10 protein-coding genes are annotated in these 14,450 nt (G+C 63.7%); 6 read left to right on the plus strand and 4 right to left on the minus strand.

Annotation, left to right across the window (positions count from 1 at the left end; translation table 11 throughout):
• Window positions 1–70 precede the first annotated feature (70 nt).
• The 4 genes from G3572_RS00565 to bchF are packed head-to-tail and all read right to left on the minus strand — an operon-like array spanning window position 71 to window position 7,083.
• Window positions 71–3,682 (minus strand): magnesium chelatase subunit H, encoded by a 3,612-nt coding sequence (locus G3572_RS00565; protein ID WP_164608735.1) that lies wholly within the window; start codon window positions 3,680–3,682, stop codon window positions 71–73.
• Window positions 3,672–5,294 carry a ferredoxin:protochlorophyllide reductase (ATP-dependent) subunit B gene (gene bchB / locus G3572_RS00570; protein WP_164608736.1) on the minus strand — a complete coding sequence of 541 codons (1,623 nt, stop codon included), beginning with the start codon at window positions 5,292–5,294 and terminating at the stop codon, window positions 3,672–3,674. The genes G3572_RS00565 and bchB overlap by 11 nt, the downstream gene beginning before the upstream one ends.
• The gene (locus G3572_RS00575) at window positions 5,291–6,571 is read right to left on the minus strand and encodes a ferredoxin:protochlorophyllide reductase (ATP-dependent) subunit N (RefSeq protein WP_164608737.1); all 1,281 of its coding nucleotides are present in this window, start codon (window positions 6,569–6,571) and stop codon (window positions 5,291–5,293) included. Before G3572_RS00575 ends, bchB begins: the two co-directional genes overlap by 4 nt.
• A complete protein-coding gene (gene bchF, locus G3572_RS00580) occupies window positions 6,568–7,083 on the minus strand; it encodes a 2-vinyl bacteriochlorophyllide hydratase (RefSeq protein ID WP_164608738.1) in 516 nt (171 codons plus the stop codon). The genes G3572_RS00575 and bchF overlap by 4 nt, the downstream gene beginning before the upstream one ends.
• Before the next feature lie 343 nt (window positions 7,084–7,426).
• Between bchF and G3572_RS00585 the strand changes: the two genes are divergently transcribed.
• From G3572_RS00585 to G3572_RS00610, 6 genes are all read left to right on the plus strand, one after another.
• The gene (locus G3572_RS00585) at window positions 7,427–8,215 is read left to right on the plus strand and encodes a cobalamin B12-binding domain-containing protein (protein ID WP_164608739.1); all 789 of its coding nucleotides are present in this window, start codon (window positions 7,427–7,429) and stop codon (window positions 8,213–8,215) included.
• Between the two features lie 47 nt (window positions 8,216–8,262).
• The gene (gene ppsR, locus G3572_RS00590) at window positions 8,263–9,675 is read left to right on the plus strand and encodes a transcriptional regulator PpsR (RefSeq protein WP_435530941.1); all 1,413 of its coding nucleotides are present in this window, start codon (window positions 8,263–8,265) and stop codon (window positions 9,673–9,675) included.
• A 167-nt stretch (window positions 9,676–9,842) separates the two neighbouring features.
• Entirely contained in the window at window positions 9,843–11,510 is a 1,668-nt protein-coding gene (gene bchE, locus G3572_RS00595; protein ID WP_164608740.1) for a magnesium-protoporphyrin IX monomethyl ester anaerobic oxidative cyclase, read from the plus strand.
• Window positions 11,511–11,513: 3 nt separating this feature from the next.
• On the plus strand, window positions 11,514–12,161 hold the full coding sequence (gene bchJ, locus G3572_RS00600) for a bacteriochlorophyll 4-vinyl reductase (protein WP_164608741.1): 648 nt from the start codon (window positions 11,514–11,516) through the stop codon (window positions 12,159–12,161).
• 86 nt (window positions 12,162–12,247) lie between these two features.
• Window positions 12,248–13,156: a chlorophyll synthase ChlG gene (chlG, locus tag G3572_RS00605; RefSeq protein ID WP_164608742.1), complete on the plus strand. Its 909-nt coding sequence runs from the start codon at window positions 12,248–12,250 to the stop codon at window positions 13,154–13,156.
• Complete coding sequence (locus G3572_RS00610; protein WP_164608743.1) at window positions 13,153–14,448, plus strand: BCD family MFS transporter; 1,296 nt, start codon at window positions 13,153–13,155, stop codon at window positions 14,446–14,448. Before chlG ends, G3572_RS00610 begins: the two co-directional genes overlap by 4 nt.
• The last annotated feature ends 2 nt before the right edge of the window (window positions 14,449–14,450 follow it).

Below are 14,450 nucleotides of genomic sequence, written 5' to 3' on the forward strand. Positions count from 1 at the left end.
TTCTGTCTGAAAATATCCCGGGGTCTGGGGCAGAGCCCCAGTCCACCGATCCCGAAGGCGATCCCGTGTCTCATTCCGCAGCGATCCCTTCCAAACGGTCTTCCATCTCGTCCGCCGCGCGTTGCAGCGCCGCCAGCGTTTCCGCATCCGGCTGCCAGTAGTTGCGGTCCGACGCTTCCAGCAGGCGCTGCGCCATCCGGTTGCTCGCCTCGGGGTTCAACCCCGCAAGCCGCGCGCGCATCGCATCATCCAGCACAAAGGTTTCCGACAGGCGCTGATAGACCCAAGGATCAACCGCAGCGGTTGTCGCCGACCAGCCAAGAGTGTTGGTCACATGCGCCTCGATCTGCCGCACACCTTCGGCCCCGTGACGCAGCAAGCCTTCAAAAAACTTGGGGTTCAGGCTGCGCGAGCGGGTTTCGAGCGCGATCTGGTCGCGCAAGGGGCGCACCGTGCCCGCCCCGCGTGTCTGATCGCCGATGAACACCGGCGTATCCTGTCCGCCGCGCGCGCGTTTCACCGCACGCGCGATGCCGCCCAGCGTGTCGAAATAATGATCCACCGAGGTGACGCCCAGTTCGACGGATTCAAGATTCTGATAGGCCAGATCCACGTCCTTGAGCGCCTTTTGCAGCAATGCCCCGTTCTGCACGGCCTTGCCTTGCCGCCCATAGGCAAAGCTCTTGCGCGCCTCGTAGGCATCAGCCAGCTCATCCTCGGCTCCGAAAGCCGATGATCCGACCAGCACGTTGACGTTGGATCCGTAGGCGCCCTCGGCATTGGAAAACACCCGCAGGGACGCGGTTTCCATATCCACCCCCATCTCGTCGGCATAGGCCAGAGCATGGGCGCGGATGAAGTTCTGGCTCGGCGGTTCTTCCGCCGTTGCCGCCTTGAACGCCGCCTCGGCCAGCATCCGCGTTTGCAAGGGCAGCAGGTCGCGGAAAATCCCCGACAGCGTCATCACCACATCGATGCGCGGGCGACCCAGTTCCGACAGCGGGATCAGGTCTGCCCCGCTCAACCGCCCGTAATGGTCAAAGCGCGGGCGCGCGCCCATCAACGCCAAGGCCTGCGCGATCGGACCGCCATCCGACTTGATGTTGTCAGACCCCCACAGCACCAGCGCGACCGACCGTGGCAGCCGCTCTGCCGCCGCCAGCAAGCGCGCCGCCTGTGCGGCGCCATCCTGCATCGCGAAAGCGGTCGGCATCCGGAAGGGGTCAAAGGCGTGGATGTTGCGACCGGTCGGCAGAATTTCGGGCGCGCGGATCAGATCGCCGCCCGGCACCGGAAGGATGAAACGGCCCGACAGCGCGCGCAGCAGCGCGGGTATCTCATGCTCTTCCCGCAAAAGCCGCTCGGCCGCCAGCTTGTCCGTGCCATCCGGCATCAGGTCCAGCATCGCCTGCAAGTGGCTGTCGCTCATCCTTTTGCCCATGACATGCAAGCCATCGGTGATCAGCGCGCCTTCGGTCTCCAGCAGCTTGACCCAAAGCCCGTCCAGATCGCTTGCATCCAGATCGACCGCCCGCGCCTGTTCGTGCAGTAACTCTTCGAGATCATGCGCCTCGGGAGCCGCATGGGGCAGGGCGCGCAGCCGCGAGAGCGTGTCCTTCACATCGGCCAAGCCCTTGTAAAGCCCCGACTGCGCCAGCGGCGGCGTCAGATGGGTGACCGTCACCGCATTGCTGCGCCGTTTGGCCAGCGTGGCTTCGGAAGGGTTGTTGGCGGCGTACAGGTAGACATTGGGCAGGTTGCCGATCAACCGGTCCGGCCAGCATCCCGCGCCAAGGCCCGCCTGCTTGCCCGGCATGAACTCAAGCGCGCCATGCATGCCGAAGTGCAAGAGCACATCGGCGCGAAACTCGTCGCGCATCCAGCGGTAAAACGTGGTGAAGGCGTGCGTCGGCGCAAAGCCCTTCTCGAAGAGAAGGCGCATCGGATCGCCCTCATAGCCGAAGACGGGCTGCAAGCCGACAAACACATTGCCCATCTCGCGGCCCAGAACAAAGACGCCTCGCCCGTCGCTTTGCACCCGCCCGGGCGCAGGGCCCCAAGCCGCCTCGACATCCTTCAGCCAGCGGGTCTTGGCCACGACCTCTGCCGCCGGCACGATGGCCGCCACATTGGCAGGCTGTCCATAGGTCTTTGCCGACCCGCCCAGCACCGCCGCGCGCAAGTCCTCGACCGTGGCGGGCGGGTCCACGCGATACCCCGCCGCGCGCATGGCATGCAGCATGTTGTGCAGCGATTCAAACACCGCCAGATAGGCCGCCGTGCCTGCGGCCCCCGCATTTGGCGGAAATCCGTAAAGCACGATCCCGACCCGCCGGTCGGCGACCTCGGACCGGCGGAGCCATGCGAGTCGCGCCACCTTGTCGGCCAGCGCTTCGATCCGCTCGAAACAGGGGGCCATGGCGCGTGTCTGCAAGGCTTCGGCGCTTTGCGGCTGGCACTTGCGCGCGCAGCCATCGCAGCCGTTCAGATCATGCCGCCCGGCAAAGACAGTGGGGTTGGTCGCACCGTCAATCTCGGGCAGGGCGATCAGCATGGTGGTCTCTACCGGCCCCAGACCGCCACCCGACGCGCCCCATTGGCCCAGGGTCTGGAACTCCAGCGGGTGCGCTGCGACATACGGCACATCGAGGCTGCTCAGCGCGGCCACCGCCGCCGGGCTGTCGTTATAGGCAGGCCCGCCGACAAGGCTGAAGCCGGTCAACGACACCAGTGCATCCACCCGCGCCCCTGCAGGTCCGGCAAAATAGGCCTCCATCGCCGGGCGACCGTCGAGGCCTCCGGCAAAGGCAGGCAGCACCGCGATGCCCTTCGCCTCGAATCCGGCGATCACCGCATCATAATGCGCCGTATCGCCCGCAAGGATATAGCTGCGCAGCATCAACAGACCCACGGTCGCCACCGCGCCATCGGGACGCGGCATCAGACCGGCATCGGTGGTGATCCGGGCGGGCAGGCGGGGATGGTAAAGCCCGACATCCGGATAGTCGATCGGCGCGGCAGCCTTGACCTGCGCCCATGTGCGCTTGCCCGAATATCGGCTGACCAGAAAGCGCACCATCGCTTCCAGATTGTCATCAGACCCGCCCAGCCAATACTGCATGGCCAGAAACCACGCCCGTAAATCCTGAGCCTTTCCGGGAAAATACTTCAGGATTTTGGGCAGGCGCCGCAGCATCGCCATCTGCTTTTCGCCCGATCCGCCCGACGGTGCCTTGGTCCCGCGCAGCTTTTTCAGCAGCGCCATCGGGCCAGAGGCGGGCAGGCTCATGTCAAGATCGCCCATTCGGGTCAGCTTTACGACGGCGGGGTCGGCGATGACCCCGACAAAGGCATCACAGCGCGCCCGCGCCGCCTGCAGCTGCGGCAAGATCGCCGTGATATGCTCTTCGATGAACAGAAGGTTCGCCACCACCAGATCGGCCTGTGCCACGGCGGTCCGTGCTGCGGCTAGCGCCGCGGGGTTCTCGGCCCATTCCGCAGCGGCATGGACAGAGACTTCGATCCCCGGAAAATCGATTGCCAGCCGCGGCGCGATCCGTGCCGCAGGTCCTGCCGCATGGGCATCCAGCGTTACGATCACAAAGCGATAGGCCCCGTCGCTGCGCGGTGCTGTCTGGTCGGCGTCAGCCTGACCCGGCGATGGATGACGATCATCGCGCATAATGGGCCTTGGCCTCGTAAAGGGTTTCGACGGAAATCTCGGCCACGCCTCTTTCGCTGGCATAGGCCTCGGTGTTGCGCTTGGCCTTGCCGCGCACAAAGAACGGGATCTTCTTCAACTCGCGCTCGGCGGCGGCCTGCCAAAGCAGGCCGCCCGCCGCAGCCATCGGAGCTTGCACCTCTGAGGGCATTTTTTGTCCGGAAGTATCCCGGGGGGAGGCGGAGCCGGGGGGCAGCGCCCCCCCTGCAAGATCGGCCCCAGGTGCATCGTCAGACGCGATGTCAGTCACCGCGCGCAGATCGGCCTTGGCACCGTGGTGGCTGGGGCCTGCGTCCGAGTGAAACTCGAAATCCTCGCGGAACATGGTCAGCAGATGTTCTTCAAGGCCCATCACCAGCGGATGGATCCAGGTATCGAAGATCACATTCGCCCCCTCGAACCCCATCTGGGGGCTGTAGCGGGCGGGGAAATCCTGCACATGCACGGGGCTGGAGATCACGGCGCAGGGGATACCCAGACGCTTGCCGATGTGGCGCTCTTGCTGGGTGCCAAGGATCAGTTCCGGCGCGGCGGCGGCGATGGCATCCTCGACCTCGAGGTAATCATCGGTGATGAGCGCTTCCAAACCATAGGCCTTGGCGGCAGCCCGCATGGGCCGCGCGAATTCGCGGTTGTAACAGCCCATGCCCACCACCTCGAAACCGATCTCGGTGGCGGCGATACGGGCCGCTGCGATGACATGGGTGGCATCGCCAAACAGGAAGACGCGCTTTCCGGTCAGATAGGTGCTGTCCACGCTGGCCGACCACCACGGCAGCCGCAGCCCGCTTTCATCCACTTTCGGCGACAGCCCCGTCAGGCCCGAAACCTCGTGCAGGAAATCGCGGGTTGCCCCCACGCCCAAGGGAACGACCTTTGTCCAGGGCTGCCCGCAGGCCCGCTCCAGATAGCGCGCAGCAGATTCCCCGGTTTCGGGATAGAGCAGCACGTTGAAATGGGCCTGCCCCATCCGGGCGATGTCCGCCGGGCTTGCTCCCATCGGCGCTGCGACATTCACGCCAATCCCCATCAGCCGCAGCAGCTTGGTCACTTCGGCCACATCGTCGCGATGCCGGAAGCCGAGCGCGGTGGCGCCGAGGATGTTGCAGGTGATGGTCTCGCTGCGTGGCATCGGTTTTGCCAAGGCGCGCACGATCTGGTGAAAGGTTTCGTCCGCCCCGAAGTTTTCCTTGCGCTGGTAGCTCGGCAAGTCGAGCGGGATCACAGGGCAGGGCAGGCCGATGGCCTCGGCCAGCCCCCCCGGATCATCCTGGATAAGCTCGGCGGTGCAGGAGGCTCCGACGATCATCGCTTGCGGGCGGAAACGCTCATATGCCCCGCGCGCGGCGTCCTTGAAAAGATTTGCCGTGTCAGCGCCCAGATCGCGGGCCTGGAAGGTGGTGTAGGTGACAGGCGGGCGATGGTTGCGCCGTTCGATCATTGTGAAGAGAAGATCGGCGTAGGTATCCCCTTGCGGCGCATGCAGTACGTAATGCAGTCCGGTCATCCCGGTCGCGACGCGCATGGCACCGACATGCGGGGGGCCTTCATATGTCCAGAGAGTCAGCTTCATGGCTTGCCTCCGGCGGGGGTCAGCAGGGCCTTGCGGCGCAGCGGGCGGCTGAACAGGGCGGCGAGATCGCCCGCCTGTTCGTAGAAATGGACAGGCGTGAACACCAGCTCGATCGCCCATTTGGTGGTATGGCCCTTGGCCTCCAGCGGGTTGGCAAGGCCAAGGCCGCAGACGGTGAGATCAGGCTTGGCGGCGTGCTGGCGGTCAAGCTGGCGTTCGACATCCTGACCTTCGCTGATGACCGGACCTTCGGGCAGCAGGTCAAGATCCGGACCGGTGATGCCGAGGTGGAGGAAGGGGGTGCCGACCTCGATGGGCAACATGCCGCATTCGCGGGCGAGAAAACGGGCGAGCGGGATTTCGAGTTGGCTGTCGGGGAAAAAGAACACCGACTTGCCCGAGAGCGTTGCGGCATGCGCGGCAACCGCTTTTGCCGCACGTGCGCGCGGGGCGGCGGTCACTGCGTCAAAATGGGGGCGGCTGACGCCAAAGGCCTGCGCGACCGTCCAAAGCCATGCCGTGGTGCCTTCCTCGCCAAAGGGGAAGGGGGCGGGCAAGTGTGTGGCGCCGCGCCGGACAAGCGCGGCATGGGTATCGCCAAGGAAGGGTTGCACCAGCGCAAAGACGGTGTTCGGCCCGACCGCCGGCAGATCGGCAGAGCGGCGCGCGGGCAGCATGCGCACCGGGCCGACGCCGAGCTGCGCCAGCAGGGAGAGGCATTGGTCTTCGACCACATCGGGAAGCGCGCCCACCACCAGCAACTCGCGCGCTTGGGTTTGCGCAAGGCCGGGAACCATCGCGGCAAGGCAGGCATCTTCGCCTTGGGTGAAGGTCGTCTCGATTCCCGAACCCGAATAGTTGTAGACCCGCACATGTGGCGCGTGCAGCGCGCTCAGCCGTTCGGCCGCACGGGCGAGATCAAGCTTGATCACCTCGGAGGGGCAGGAGCCGACGAGGAAGAGCTGCTTGATGTCCGGGCGGCGCGCGAGCAGGCGGGCCACTTCGCGGTCAAGTTCGGTATTGGCATCGGCCAGACCGGCGAGGTCCTTTTCTTCCAGGATTGCGGTGCCAAAGCGCGGCTCTGCGAAAATCATCACTCCGGCCGCTGCCTGCAGCAGATGGGCGCAGGTCCGCGAGCCGACCACCAGAAAGAACGCATCCTGCATCTTGCGGTGCAGCCAGATGATTCCCGTCAGCCCGCAGAACACCTCTCGTTGGCCACGCTCTTTCAGCACTGGCGTGTCGCGGCAGCCGCGGGCTGGGGAATCGAGGCTCATGCCGCGGCTCCCTTCATGACAGAGGGCGCGCCCGCCGCTTCGGCATCAAGCCGTGCCAGCCGCAGCTTCCACAGGAACTGCGCGGCGTTAAGGACATAGGCCGCATAAGCGGCCAGCGCGACGCCCATCTGGGCCGCTGGCGACAGCGCACCGCTGATCAGTCCGTAAAGGTAAAAGCTGTGCAGCGCGATCACGCCGAAGCTGACGACATCTTCCCAAAAGAAAGCCGGAGCAAAGAGATACTGGCCAAAGACCACCTTTTCCCAGATCGCTCCCGTGACCATGATCACATAGAGCAGAGCGGTCTTGAGAAGGATGGAGGCGGTCGCAGCTGTATAGCCTTCGCCTGTCCACAGAAAGCGCAGGACCAGTACAAGCGACAGGGCGAAGACAAGAAACTGCAGCGGCGCAAGAATGCCCTGCACCAGTGTCCATTTCGTCGCGTCGCGGCGAGCCCGCTGTGCGGGCGTGTAAAGCTGCCTGCGCGCCCCTTGTTTTGGCTCTGGCTGCATAGGCCGCGGCCCTCCCTCTCGACTGTGGTGCTTACAGGTTAGTCTCGGGGGTGGAACTGTCAACATAAACTTACAGTATTGTGTCGGGAGCGCTCGTTTTTTGATCGTTGTGGTGCGCAGCGTCCAGCATGGGAAAAAACGAATAAATATGTATCTGGAACAACCAATTGACAATCTTTGGGGGGCGGCGGCCGACCGTAAAGTGTCAATTTGATTTGACAACCTTTCATGGCTGGGTGACAGTGGGTGGTGAAAGGCGCGTGAACGAAACTTGCGTGGTCAGGTGCGCCATACCTGGGGTTATGCTCGTGGCGCGATCTGTAAAGTGGTGTCGGAGCCTGAAATGCAGGATGGCGATTTTTCAGGAGACAGGCTGCGCAGGGTGGGAAATTCTGGGTTCTCGCAGTTTGCCGCCGAGGTGGTGGCAAGGGTTGTTGCCCGTGACGGGGCGCCCGGAGTTGCACTTAAGGAGCCTGTTCTAGCTGCCGTTCTGGCAGCGGCGCGCCATGCCGATCCGCGCGCTCTGGAAAGGGTTTTGGTCGACATCAAACGGGCGCGCGTCTCGCATGAGGCGATCGTAGATCATTACATACCCGAAGTGGCGCGCAGATTGGGGCGGGCCTGGGAGGATGACCTTCTCTCCTTTGCCGACGTCAGTATCGGCACGGCAAGGCTTCAATCTTTTGTGAAGGACATCGGGCAAAGCTGGGTGGCAGACGGCACCGGCGATGCGGCGGGTTCGACGGTTCTGGTTCTGGTTCCCGACGGCGAGCAACACTCATTGGGGGCGCGGGTGGCCGCCAGTTGGTTGCACAGGAAAGGGGTGTCTGTCTGTCTGCGTGTTGCGCCAAGCGCCCGGGATGTTGCGGCAATTCTGGCGCAGCGGCGGTTTGACGGGGTAATGATTTCAGTTGCCAGCCACGAAAAGCTTGAAAGTTGCACCGGGTTGGTGAAAACCCTCCGAGAAAGCATACCAAAAGGCCCGCCCATCGCGCTTGGCGGGGCGATACTGGGGCAGGGAGAAAACATCGTGTCTGTGTCTGGGGTGGATATCGTGACGAACGATCTGTCGAAAGCGGCAGAGGCCCTTGGCCTGATCTGCAAGCGTCCCCAGATGACAGTGATAACGTAGAGCGTGCCAGCCCTTGGCCGGCGTGCAGCAAAAGAACGGATAGTCAGGTGACAACGGATGGACGGCACCTTTTGAATGGCGGAAAGCTTCCGTTGATCGCTCCGGAGCTGATGGGGGAAATCATTTCCTCTGCCAGCGATCTTGCTTTGCTAATCTCTCCTGCCCTCAAGATCATTTCGGTGCTTGTGAACCCTGCAAGCGGCATACAGGCAAGGGTTGCAGATTGGGAAGGTATTCCCCTGCGGTCTGTTCTCTCGCCCGAAAGCTGGCGCAAGCTGGAAGCCCGGCTTGCCGATCTTGGCAGCCGCCGCACGCCTCCGGTGATCGAGTTGAACCATGCCGACAGCACCGCATGGGAGTTTCCGGTCCGCTATTCGCTGCACAAGATCGGCTCGGACGACTCGGTTCTGATGATTGGCCGCGATCTGCGCCCGATTGCCGAGGTGCAGCAGCAGCTTATCAGCGCGCAACTGGCGCTGGAGCGGGATTATGAGGCTCAGCGCGAGGCCGATACCCGCTATCGCGTGCTGATGGAGGTCGGACGCGATCCTGTGGTCATTGTGTCGATGTCGACCGGACGGATCACAGATCTGAACGCGGCGGCGGCGAACCTTCTGGGCGGCAGCCGCGCGGAAATGATCGGCGCTGCGATCGCGCAGGAGTTCGAAGGGCGTCGTCGGGGCGAGTTTCTGGAAAGCATGGCCAATCTCGCCGTCGCCGAAAGCAGCGGTCCGATCGAATTGTCAGCGCGCCGTTCGCAAAAGCGGTTGCTGGTGACACCGACCATGTTCCGTGCCGCAGGCGAGCGCCTGCTCATGTGCCAGATCGACCATGCCGACAGCATGACACCGCAAGGCGATGATCTGAACGCAAATCTGGCGCGGCTGTATCAGGAAGGGGTGGACGGGATCGTGTTCACCGACGCGGAAGGCATCATCGTTTCCGCGAACGAGGCATTTCTGAACCTGACGGACAGCGCCAATACGGCCTCGGTGCGGGGGCGTTCTCTGGCCGATTATCTGGCGCGCGGGGCGGTCGATCTGCGCGTGCTGCTCGACAATGTCAAACGCACCGGACAGTTACGTCTTTATGCGACGCGTCTGACCACCGATTTTTCCGGACAGACCGCGGTTGAACTGTCGGCAAGCTGGCTGAATGACCGGCCCAATCCGGTCTTGGCGCTGGTGGTGCGGGATGTCAGCCGCGCCGAGACGTTGCGGCGTCCGGCAGGCGTGCCGAACGAAGAGGGCATGCGCAATGTGATGGAACTGGTGGGCTCGTCCACGCTGCGCGATATCGTGGCGGAAACCACCGATGTCATTGAACGGATGTGCATAGAAACGGCGCTGGAGTTGACGCGCAACAACCGCGTTGCTGCCGCCGATATGCTCAGCCTTTCGCGGCAATCGCTGTATGTGAAGCTGCGCAAATACGGGCTGATCAACAAGGATGGCGACTGACCGCCGATAGGCTTGCGGAGCGGTAGGGCAACGGGGCGGTTTTCCGCCCCTTTTTGCTTTTCCCGCTGACGCGACGGGCGGGAACCTGGCGGGCGATTGACCTAGATCAACGATCTTGCGGCGAAGCGGTGTCAATTTTGGTAGACACTTCATCCCGGAGAGCAGCCATGCGGATCGTTTTCATTCACCCCAACTACCATTCCGGCGGGGCAGAGATCGCGGGAAACTGGCCCCCGGCATGGGTGGCTTATCTGACGGGCAGCCTGCGTGCGGCGGGATTTGATGACATCCACTTCATCGACGCGATGACCAATCACTATGGCCCTGACGAAATCCGCGCCCGTCTGCGTGCGCTGCGCCCTGATGTGGTCGGCACCACTGCCATTACCCCTGCGATCTACGAAGCCGAAGAGGTGATGCGCATTGCGGCAGAGGTGGCTCCGGCTGCCCTGCGGGTGCTTGGCGGAATCCATGCCACCTTCATGTTCCGGCAGGTGCTGACCGAGGCCCCCTGGATAGACGTGATCGTCCGCGGAGAAGGCGAAGAGATTATGGTTGCCCTGATGCAGGCGGTCCGCGATGGCCGCTGGCCGCAAGACCGCCGCAAGATCAAGGGCCTTGCCTTTCTTGACGGGTCCGAGATTGTCAGCACCCAAGCTGCCCCCACCGTCAAGAACCTCGACGGGATCGACCCGGATTGGTCCATCCTTGAATGGGACAAATACATCTATGTTCCGCTCGGGGTCAAAGTGGCCATTCCGAACATGGCGCGCGGATGTCCGTTCACCTGTTCTTTCTGCTCGCAGTGGAAGTTCTGGCGTGATTACCGCGTGCGCGACCCCATCAAGGTGGTGGACGAAATCGAGCGGCTGGTGAATGACCACGGGGTCGGGTTTTTCATCCTTGCCGACGAAGAGCCGACGATCAACAAGAAGAAGTTCGTCGAGTTCTGTCAGGCCTTGATTGATCGGGGACTGCCCGCGCGCGTCAAATGGGGCATCAACACCCGTGTCACCGATATATACCGTGACCGCGATCTGCTGAAATTCTACCGCCGCGCCGGATTGGTACATGTCTCGCTTGGCACCGAGGCGGCGGCGCAACTCAAACTGGACCTGTTCAACAAGGAAACCACCGTCGCCGAGAACAAGGAGGCGGTCCGCCTGCTGCGCGAGGCCGACATTTTCGTCGAGGCCCAGTTCATCGTGGGGCTGGACAATGAAACCAAGGAGACGCTGGAAGAGACCTTCCAGATGGCGTGGGATTGGCAGCCCGATCTTGCCAATTGGGCGATGTATACGCCTTGGCCCTTTACGCCCTTGTTTCAGGAGATCAAGGATCAGGTCGAAGTCTTTGATTATTCGAAGTATAACTTTGTGACCCCCATCATGAAGCCCGCGGCCCTGACGCGGGGCGAATTGCTGGATGGGGTGATGAAGAATTACCGCCGCTTCTATATGCGCAAGGCGCTCTTCCATTATCCGTGGCGCGGCACCGGGTTTCGGCGGCGCTATCTTCTGGGCTGTCTGAAGGCCTTTTTGAAGGCGGGTGTGGGGCGCACTTTCTACGATCTGGGCAAGGCGGGCTATTGGGGGCCGCAGACGAGGAATTCGGTCGATTTCCACTTTGACGAAAGCCGGACGGTGGCCGAGGCGCAGATGGCCGATTGGGAGGCTTCTGCCGACAAGGTGCGCCGACACAAGGAACGGCAGGCGGCAGTGCGGGCCCAAATGAAAGAGCGAGCCGCCGGGCGGGCCTTCCAGATCCCACCCGAGGCCGCCACGCCAATGGCCTGCGGCGGCGGCAAAGACCAGATGCACGAGCCGGCGGAGTAGGTGATGGCCGTATCGACCGCGGCCGCTGGCCTGATCGGCCCCAACGCCATTCTGCAGACCGTGCATGTGCTTGATGCCGCCCTCGGGCGTGATCTGCGCGGCAGCGTCCTGTTGCAGGCCGGTGTTGCGCTGCCGCCCCCTGATGTCGGCATGCTTTCCGAAACAGATTGCGCGGCAGTGCACCGCGCGCTGCGCCACCTTTTGCCCGCGCAGGCCGATGCTCTGTTGCGCGCCTCGGGGCAGGCAACGGGCGATTACATACTGCGTTACCGCATCCCACGCGCGGCACAACGCGTCTTGCGCCTTCTGCCGTCTGCATTTGCGGCGCGCCTGCTTGCCCGCGCCATCACGCGGCACGCCTGGACATTCGCGGGCAGCGGCGGGTTCAGCGTGACCGCCACCCGTCCGCTGGAGTTCACGGTCACGGGCAATCCGCTGATCAGGGGAGAGCAATCCGAGCGCCCCCTGTGCCATTGGCATGCCGCTGTCTTTGAACGGCTCTATGCCCGTCTGGTCTGGCCCAAGGTCAGGGTGACCGAAATCGCCTGCGCGGCGACGGGCGCCGAAAGCTGCCGTTTTCTCCTCTGTCCTGATCCTTCGGTCGGCCTTGCTCCTGTCGGCCCCTCAGCACCTCTAGCGCGCCGGGTCTGACCTTCGCGCAGAATATGTCATCTTTGGTTTACATAATCCGGGCCAAACCCCTTGCCCGACTCTCGATTGTCCTGTTTAGTTGACATATGACCGCAAGCATCGCCCCCTTTGCCCGCACGACCCCGCAGCCCCGCGCCATGCTGGAGCTGATCAAGCCGATCACATGGTTTCCGCCCATCTGGGCCTATCTGTGCGGAGCGGTTTCGGCGGGGGTCCCGCTGGCCGGCAACTGGGCGATTGTCGTTCTGGGCATGGTGCTGGCAGGTCCGATCGTCTGCGGCATGTCGCAGGCGGCGAATGACTGGTGCGACCGGCATGTCGACGCGGTGAACGAGCCAAACCGCCCGATCCCCTCCGGCCGCATTCCGGGTCGTTGGGGGCTTTACATCGCTCTGGCGATGACGGTGATTTCCTTGGCGATCGGGGCGCTGCTGGGGCCTTTGGGCTTTGGCGCGACGCTTGTCGGCGTGCTGGCCGCTTGGGCCTATTCGGCAGAACCGGTCCGGCTCAAGCGTTCGGGCTGGTGGGGGCCGGGGCTTGTGGGTCTGTCATACGAGGGGCTGCCGTGGTTCACCGGCGCGGCGGTTCTGCTGTCCGCAGCGCCCCGTTTCGAGGTTGTGATGATCGCCTGTCTCTATGCGCTTGGCGCGCATGGCATCATGACGCTCAATGATTTCAAGGCGCTCGAGGGGGATCGCCAGCATGGCGTCCGCTCGCTTCCCGTGGTGCTGGGGCCAGAGGTCGCCGCGCGCATCGCCTGCACCACGATGGGCATGGCGCAGGCCATCGTCATCGCGCTCTTGCTGATCTGGGGCGCGCCTTGGCACGGGCTTGCGGTCGCGCTCTTGCTCATGGCGCAGATCGTGGCCATGCGGCGGCTGTTCCGCGACCCCAAGAAACATGCGCCCTGGTATAACGGCACCGGGGTGGTGTTCTATGTCTCGGGCATGATGATCGCCGCTTTTGCGCTGCGCAATCTGGGGGTGGCGGGATGAAACTCGGTTGGGTCCAGATCGCCCGTCTTGGTCTGGTGCAGATGTGCCTCGGCGCGGTGGTGGTGCTGACCACAAGCACGCTCAACCGTCTGATGGTGGTGGAACTGGCGCTGCCTGCATTGGTGCCGGGGTTTCTGGTCGCGCTGCACTACGGCATCCAGATCACGCGGCCAAACTGGGGCTTTCGTTCGGACACGCGAGGGAACCGCACGACCTTTATCATCGGCGGGATGGCTGCTCTCTCGCTGGGCGCGTTTCTGGCCGCGCTTGGTGTCCTCATTATTCCGGAGCAACCGCAGGCGGGGCTGGCGTTGTCGGTCCTTGCCTATGCGCTCATCGGGGTCGGGGTGGGGGCATCAGGTACCTCGCTCCTCGCCCTGCTGGCAACGGCCACCGCGCCCCAGCGGCGTGCCGCAGCGGCGACCATCACTTGGTTGATGATGATCTTCGGCATCGCTGTGACTGCGGGCACCGTGGGCCATCTGCTCAAGGACTACACTCCTGCGTTATTGCTGGAGATCGTGGGCAGCGTGACCTTGGGCGCGGTTGTGCTGACCGCTTTGGCGGTCTGGGGCATCGAGGCGCGGGTGATTGCCGAGCGTGAAGCCGATCCTGCGCCATTCCGTCAGGGCTTGGCGCAGATCTGGGCCGAGCCGCAGGCGCGTGCCTTCACGCTCTTCGTCTTTCTGTCGATGACCGCTTACTTCATGCAGGAACTCATCCTCGAGCCCTATGCCGGGCTTGTGTTCGGTTTTGGCGTCGGTCAAAGCACACAGCTTTCCGGCGCGCAGAATGGCGGGGTGTTTGTCGGCATGCTGGCGGTCGGGATCGCGGCAACCGGTCTGCGGTTTGGCACGCTGCGCCAATGGGTGGTTGCAGGCTGTGTCGGCTCTGCGCTCTCGCTGGCGGTGATCGCGGGGCTGGGTCAGGCCGAACTCGGTTTCCTGGTGCCGGCGGTGATCGCGCTTGGCGTGTTCAATGGCATGTTTGCCGTTGCCGCCATTGGCTCGATGATGGCCCTTGCGGGGCAGGGACGCGGCGCACGCGAAGGCACCCGCATGGGCCTGTGGGGCGCGGCGCAGGCGCTTGCCGCCGGGTTCGGTGGCCTGCTCGGGGCCGCTCTGGTTGATCTGCTGCGGCTGTGGCTGCCCACGCCTGCCGCCTTCGGTCTGGTTTTTCTGGCCGAAGCAGCCCTGTTTCTGACCGCAGCGGCCATCGCCCTTCGGGTGATCGACGCAACCCGTGGGGGGCGCGAGGCGCAGGCCCACGCCCTTGCCATTCCGGGAGAATGACC

This window comes from Pseudotabrizicola algicola (assembly GCF_010915705.1).
In the GTDB taxonomy this organism is placed as follows: Bacteria; Pseudomonadota; Alphaproteobacteria; order Rhodobacterales; family Rhodobacteraceae; genus Pseudotabrizicola; species Pseudotabrizicola algicola.

Excerpts from the sequence above, each read along its gene's own strand:
- G3572_RS00565 (WP_164608735.1), bottom strand. The coding sequence starts at position 3,682 with ATGCGCGATGATCGTCATCCATCGCCGGGTCAGGCTGACGCCGACCAG.
- bchB (WP_164608736.1), bottom strand. The coding sequence starts at position 5,294 with ATGAAGCTGACTCTCTGGACATATGAAGGCCCCCCGCATGTCGGTGCC.
- G3572_RS00575 (WP_164608737.1), bottom strand. The coding sequence starts at position 6,571 with ATGAGCCTCGATTCCCCAGCCCGCGGCTGCCGCGACACGCCAGTGCTG.
- bchF (WP_164608738.1), bottom strand. The coding sequence starts at position 7,083 with ATGCAGCCAGAGCCAAAACAAGGGGCGCGCAGGCAGCTTTACACGCCC.
- G3572_RS00585 (WP_164608739.1), top strand. The coding sequence starts at position 7,427 with ATGCAGGATGGCGATTTTTCAGGAGACAGGCTGCGCAGGGTGGGAAAT.
- bchE (WP_164608740.1), top strand. The coding sequence starts at position 9,843 with ATGCGGATCGTTTTCATTCACCCCAACTACCATTCCGGCGGGGCAGAG.
- bchJ (WP_164608741.1), top strand. The coding sequence starts at position 11,514 with ATGGCCGTATCGACCGCGGCCGCTGGCCTGATCGGCCCCAACGCCATT.
- chlG (WP_164608742.1), top strand. The coding sequence starts at position 12,248 with ATGACCGCAAGCATCGCCCCCTTTGCCCGCACGACCCCGCAGCCCCGC.
- G3572_RS00610 (WP_164608743.1), top strand. The coding sequence starts at position 13,153 with ATGAAACTCGGTTGGGTCCAGATCGCCCGTCTTGGTCTGGTGCAGATG.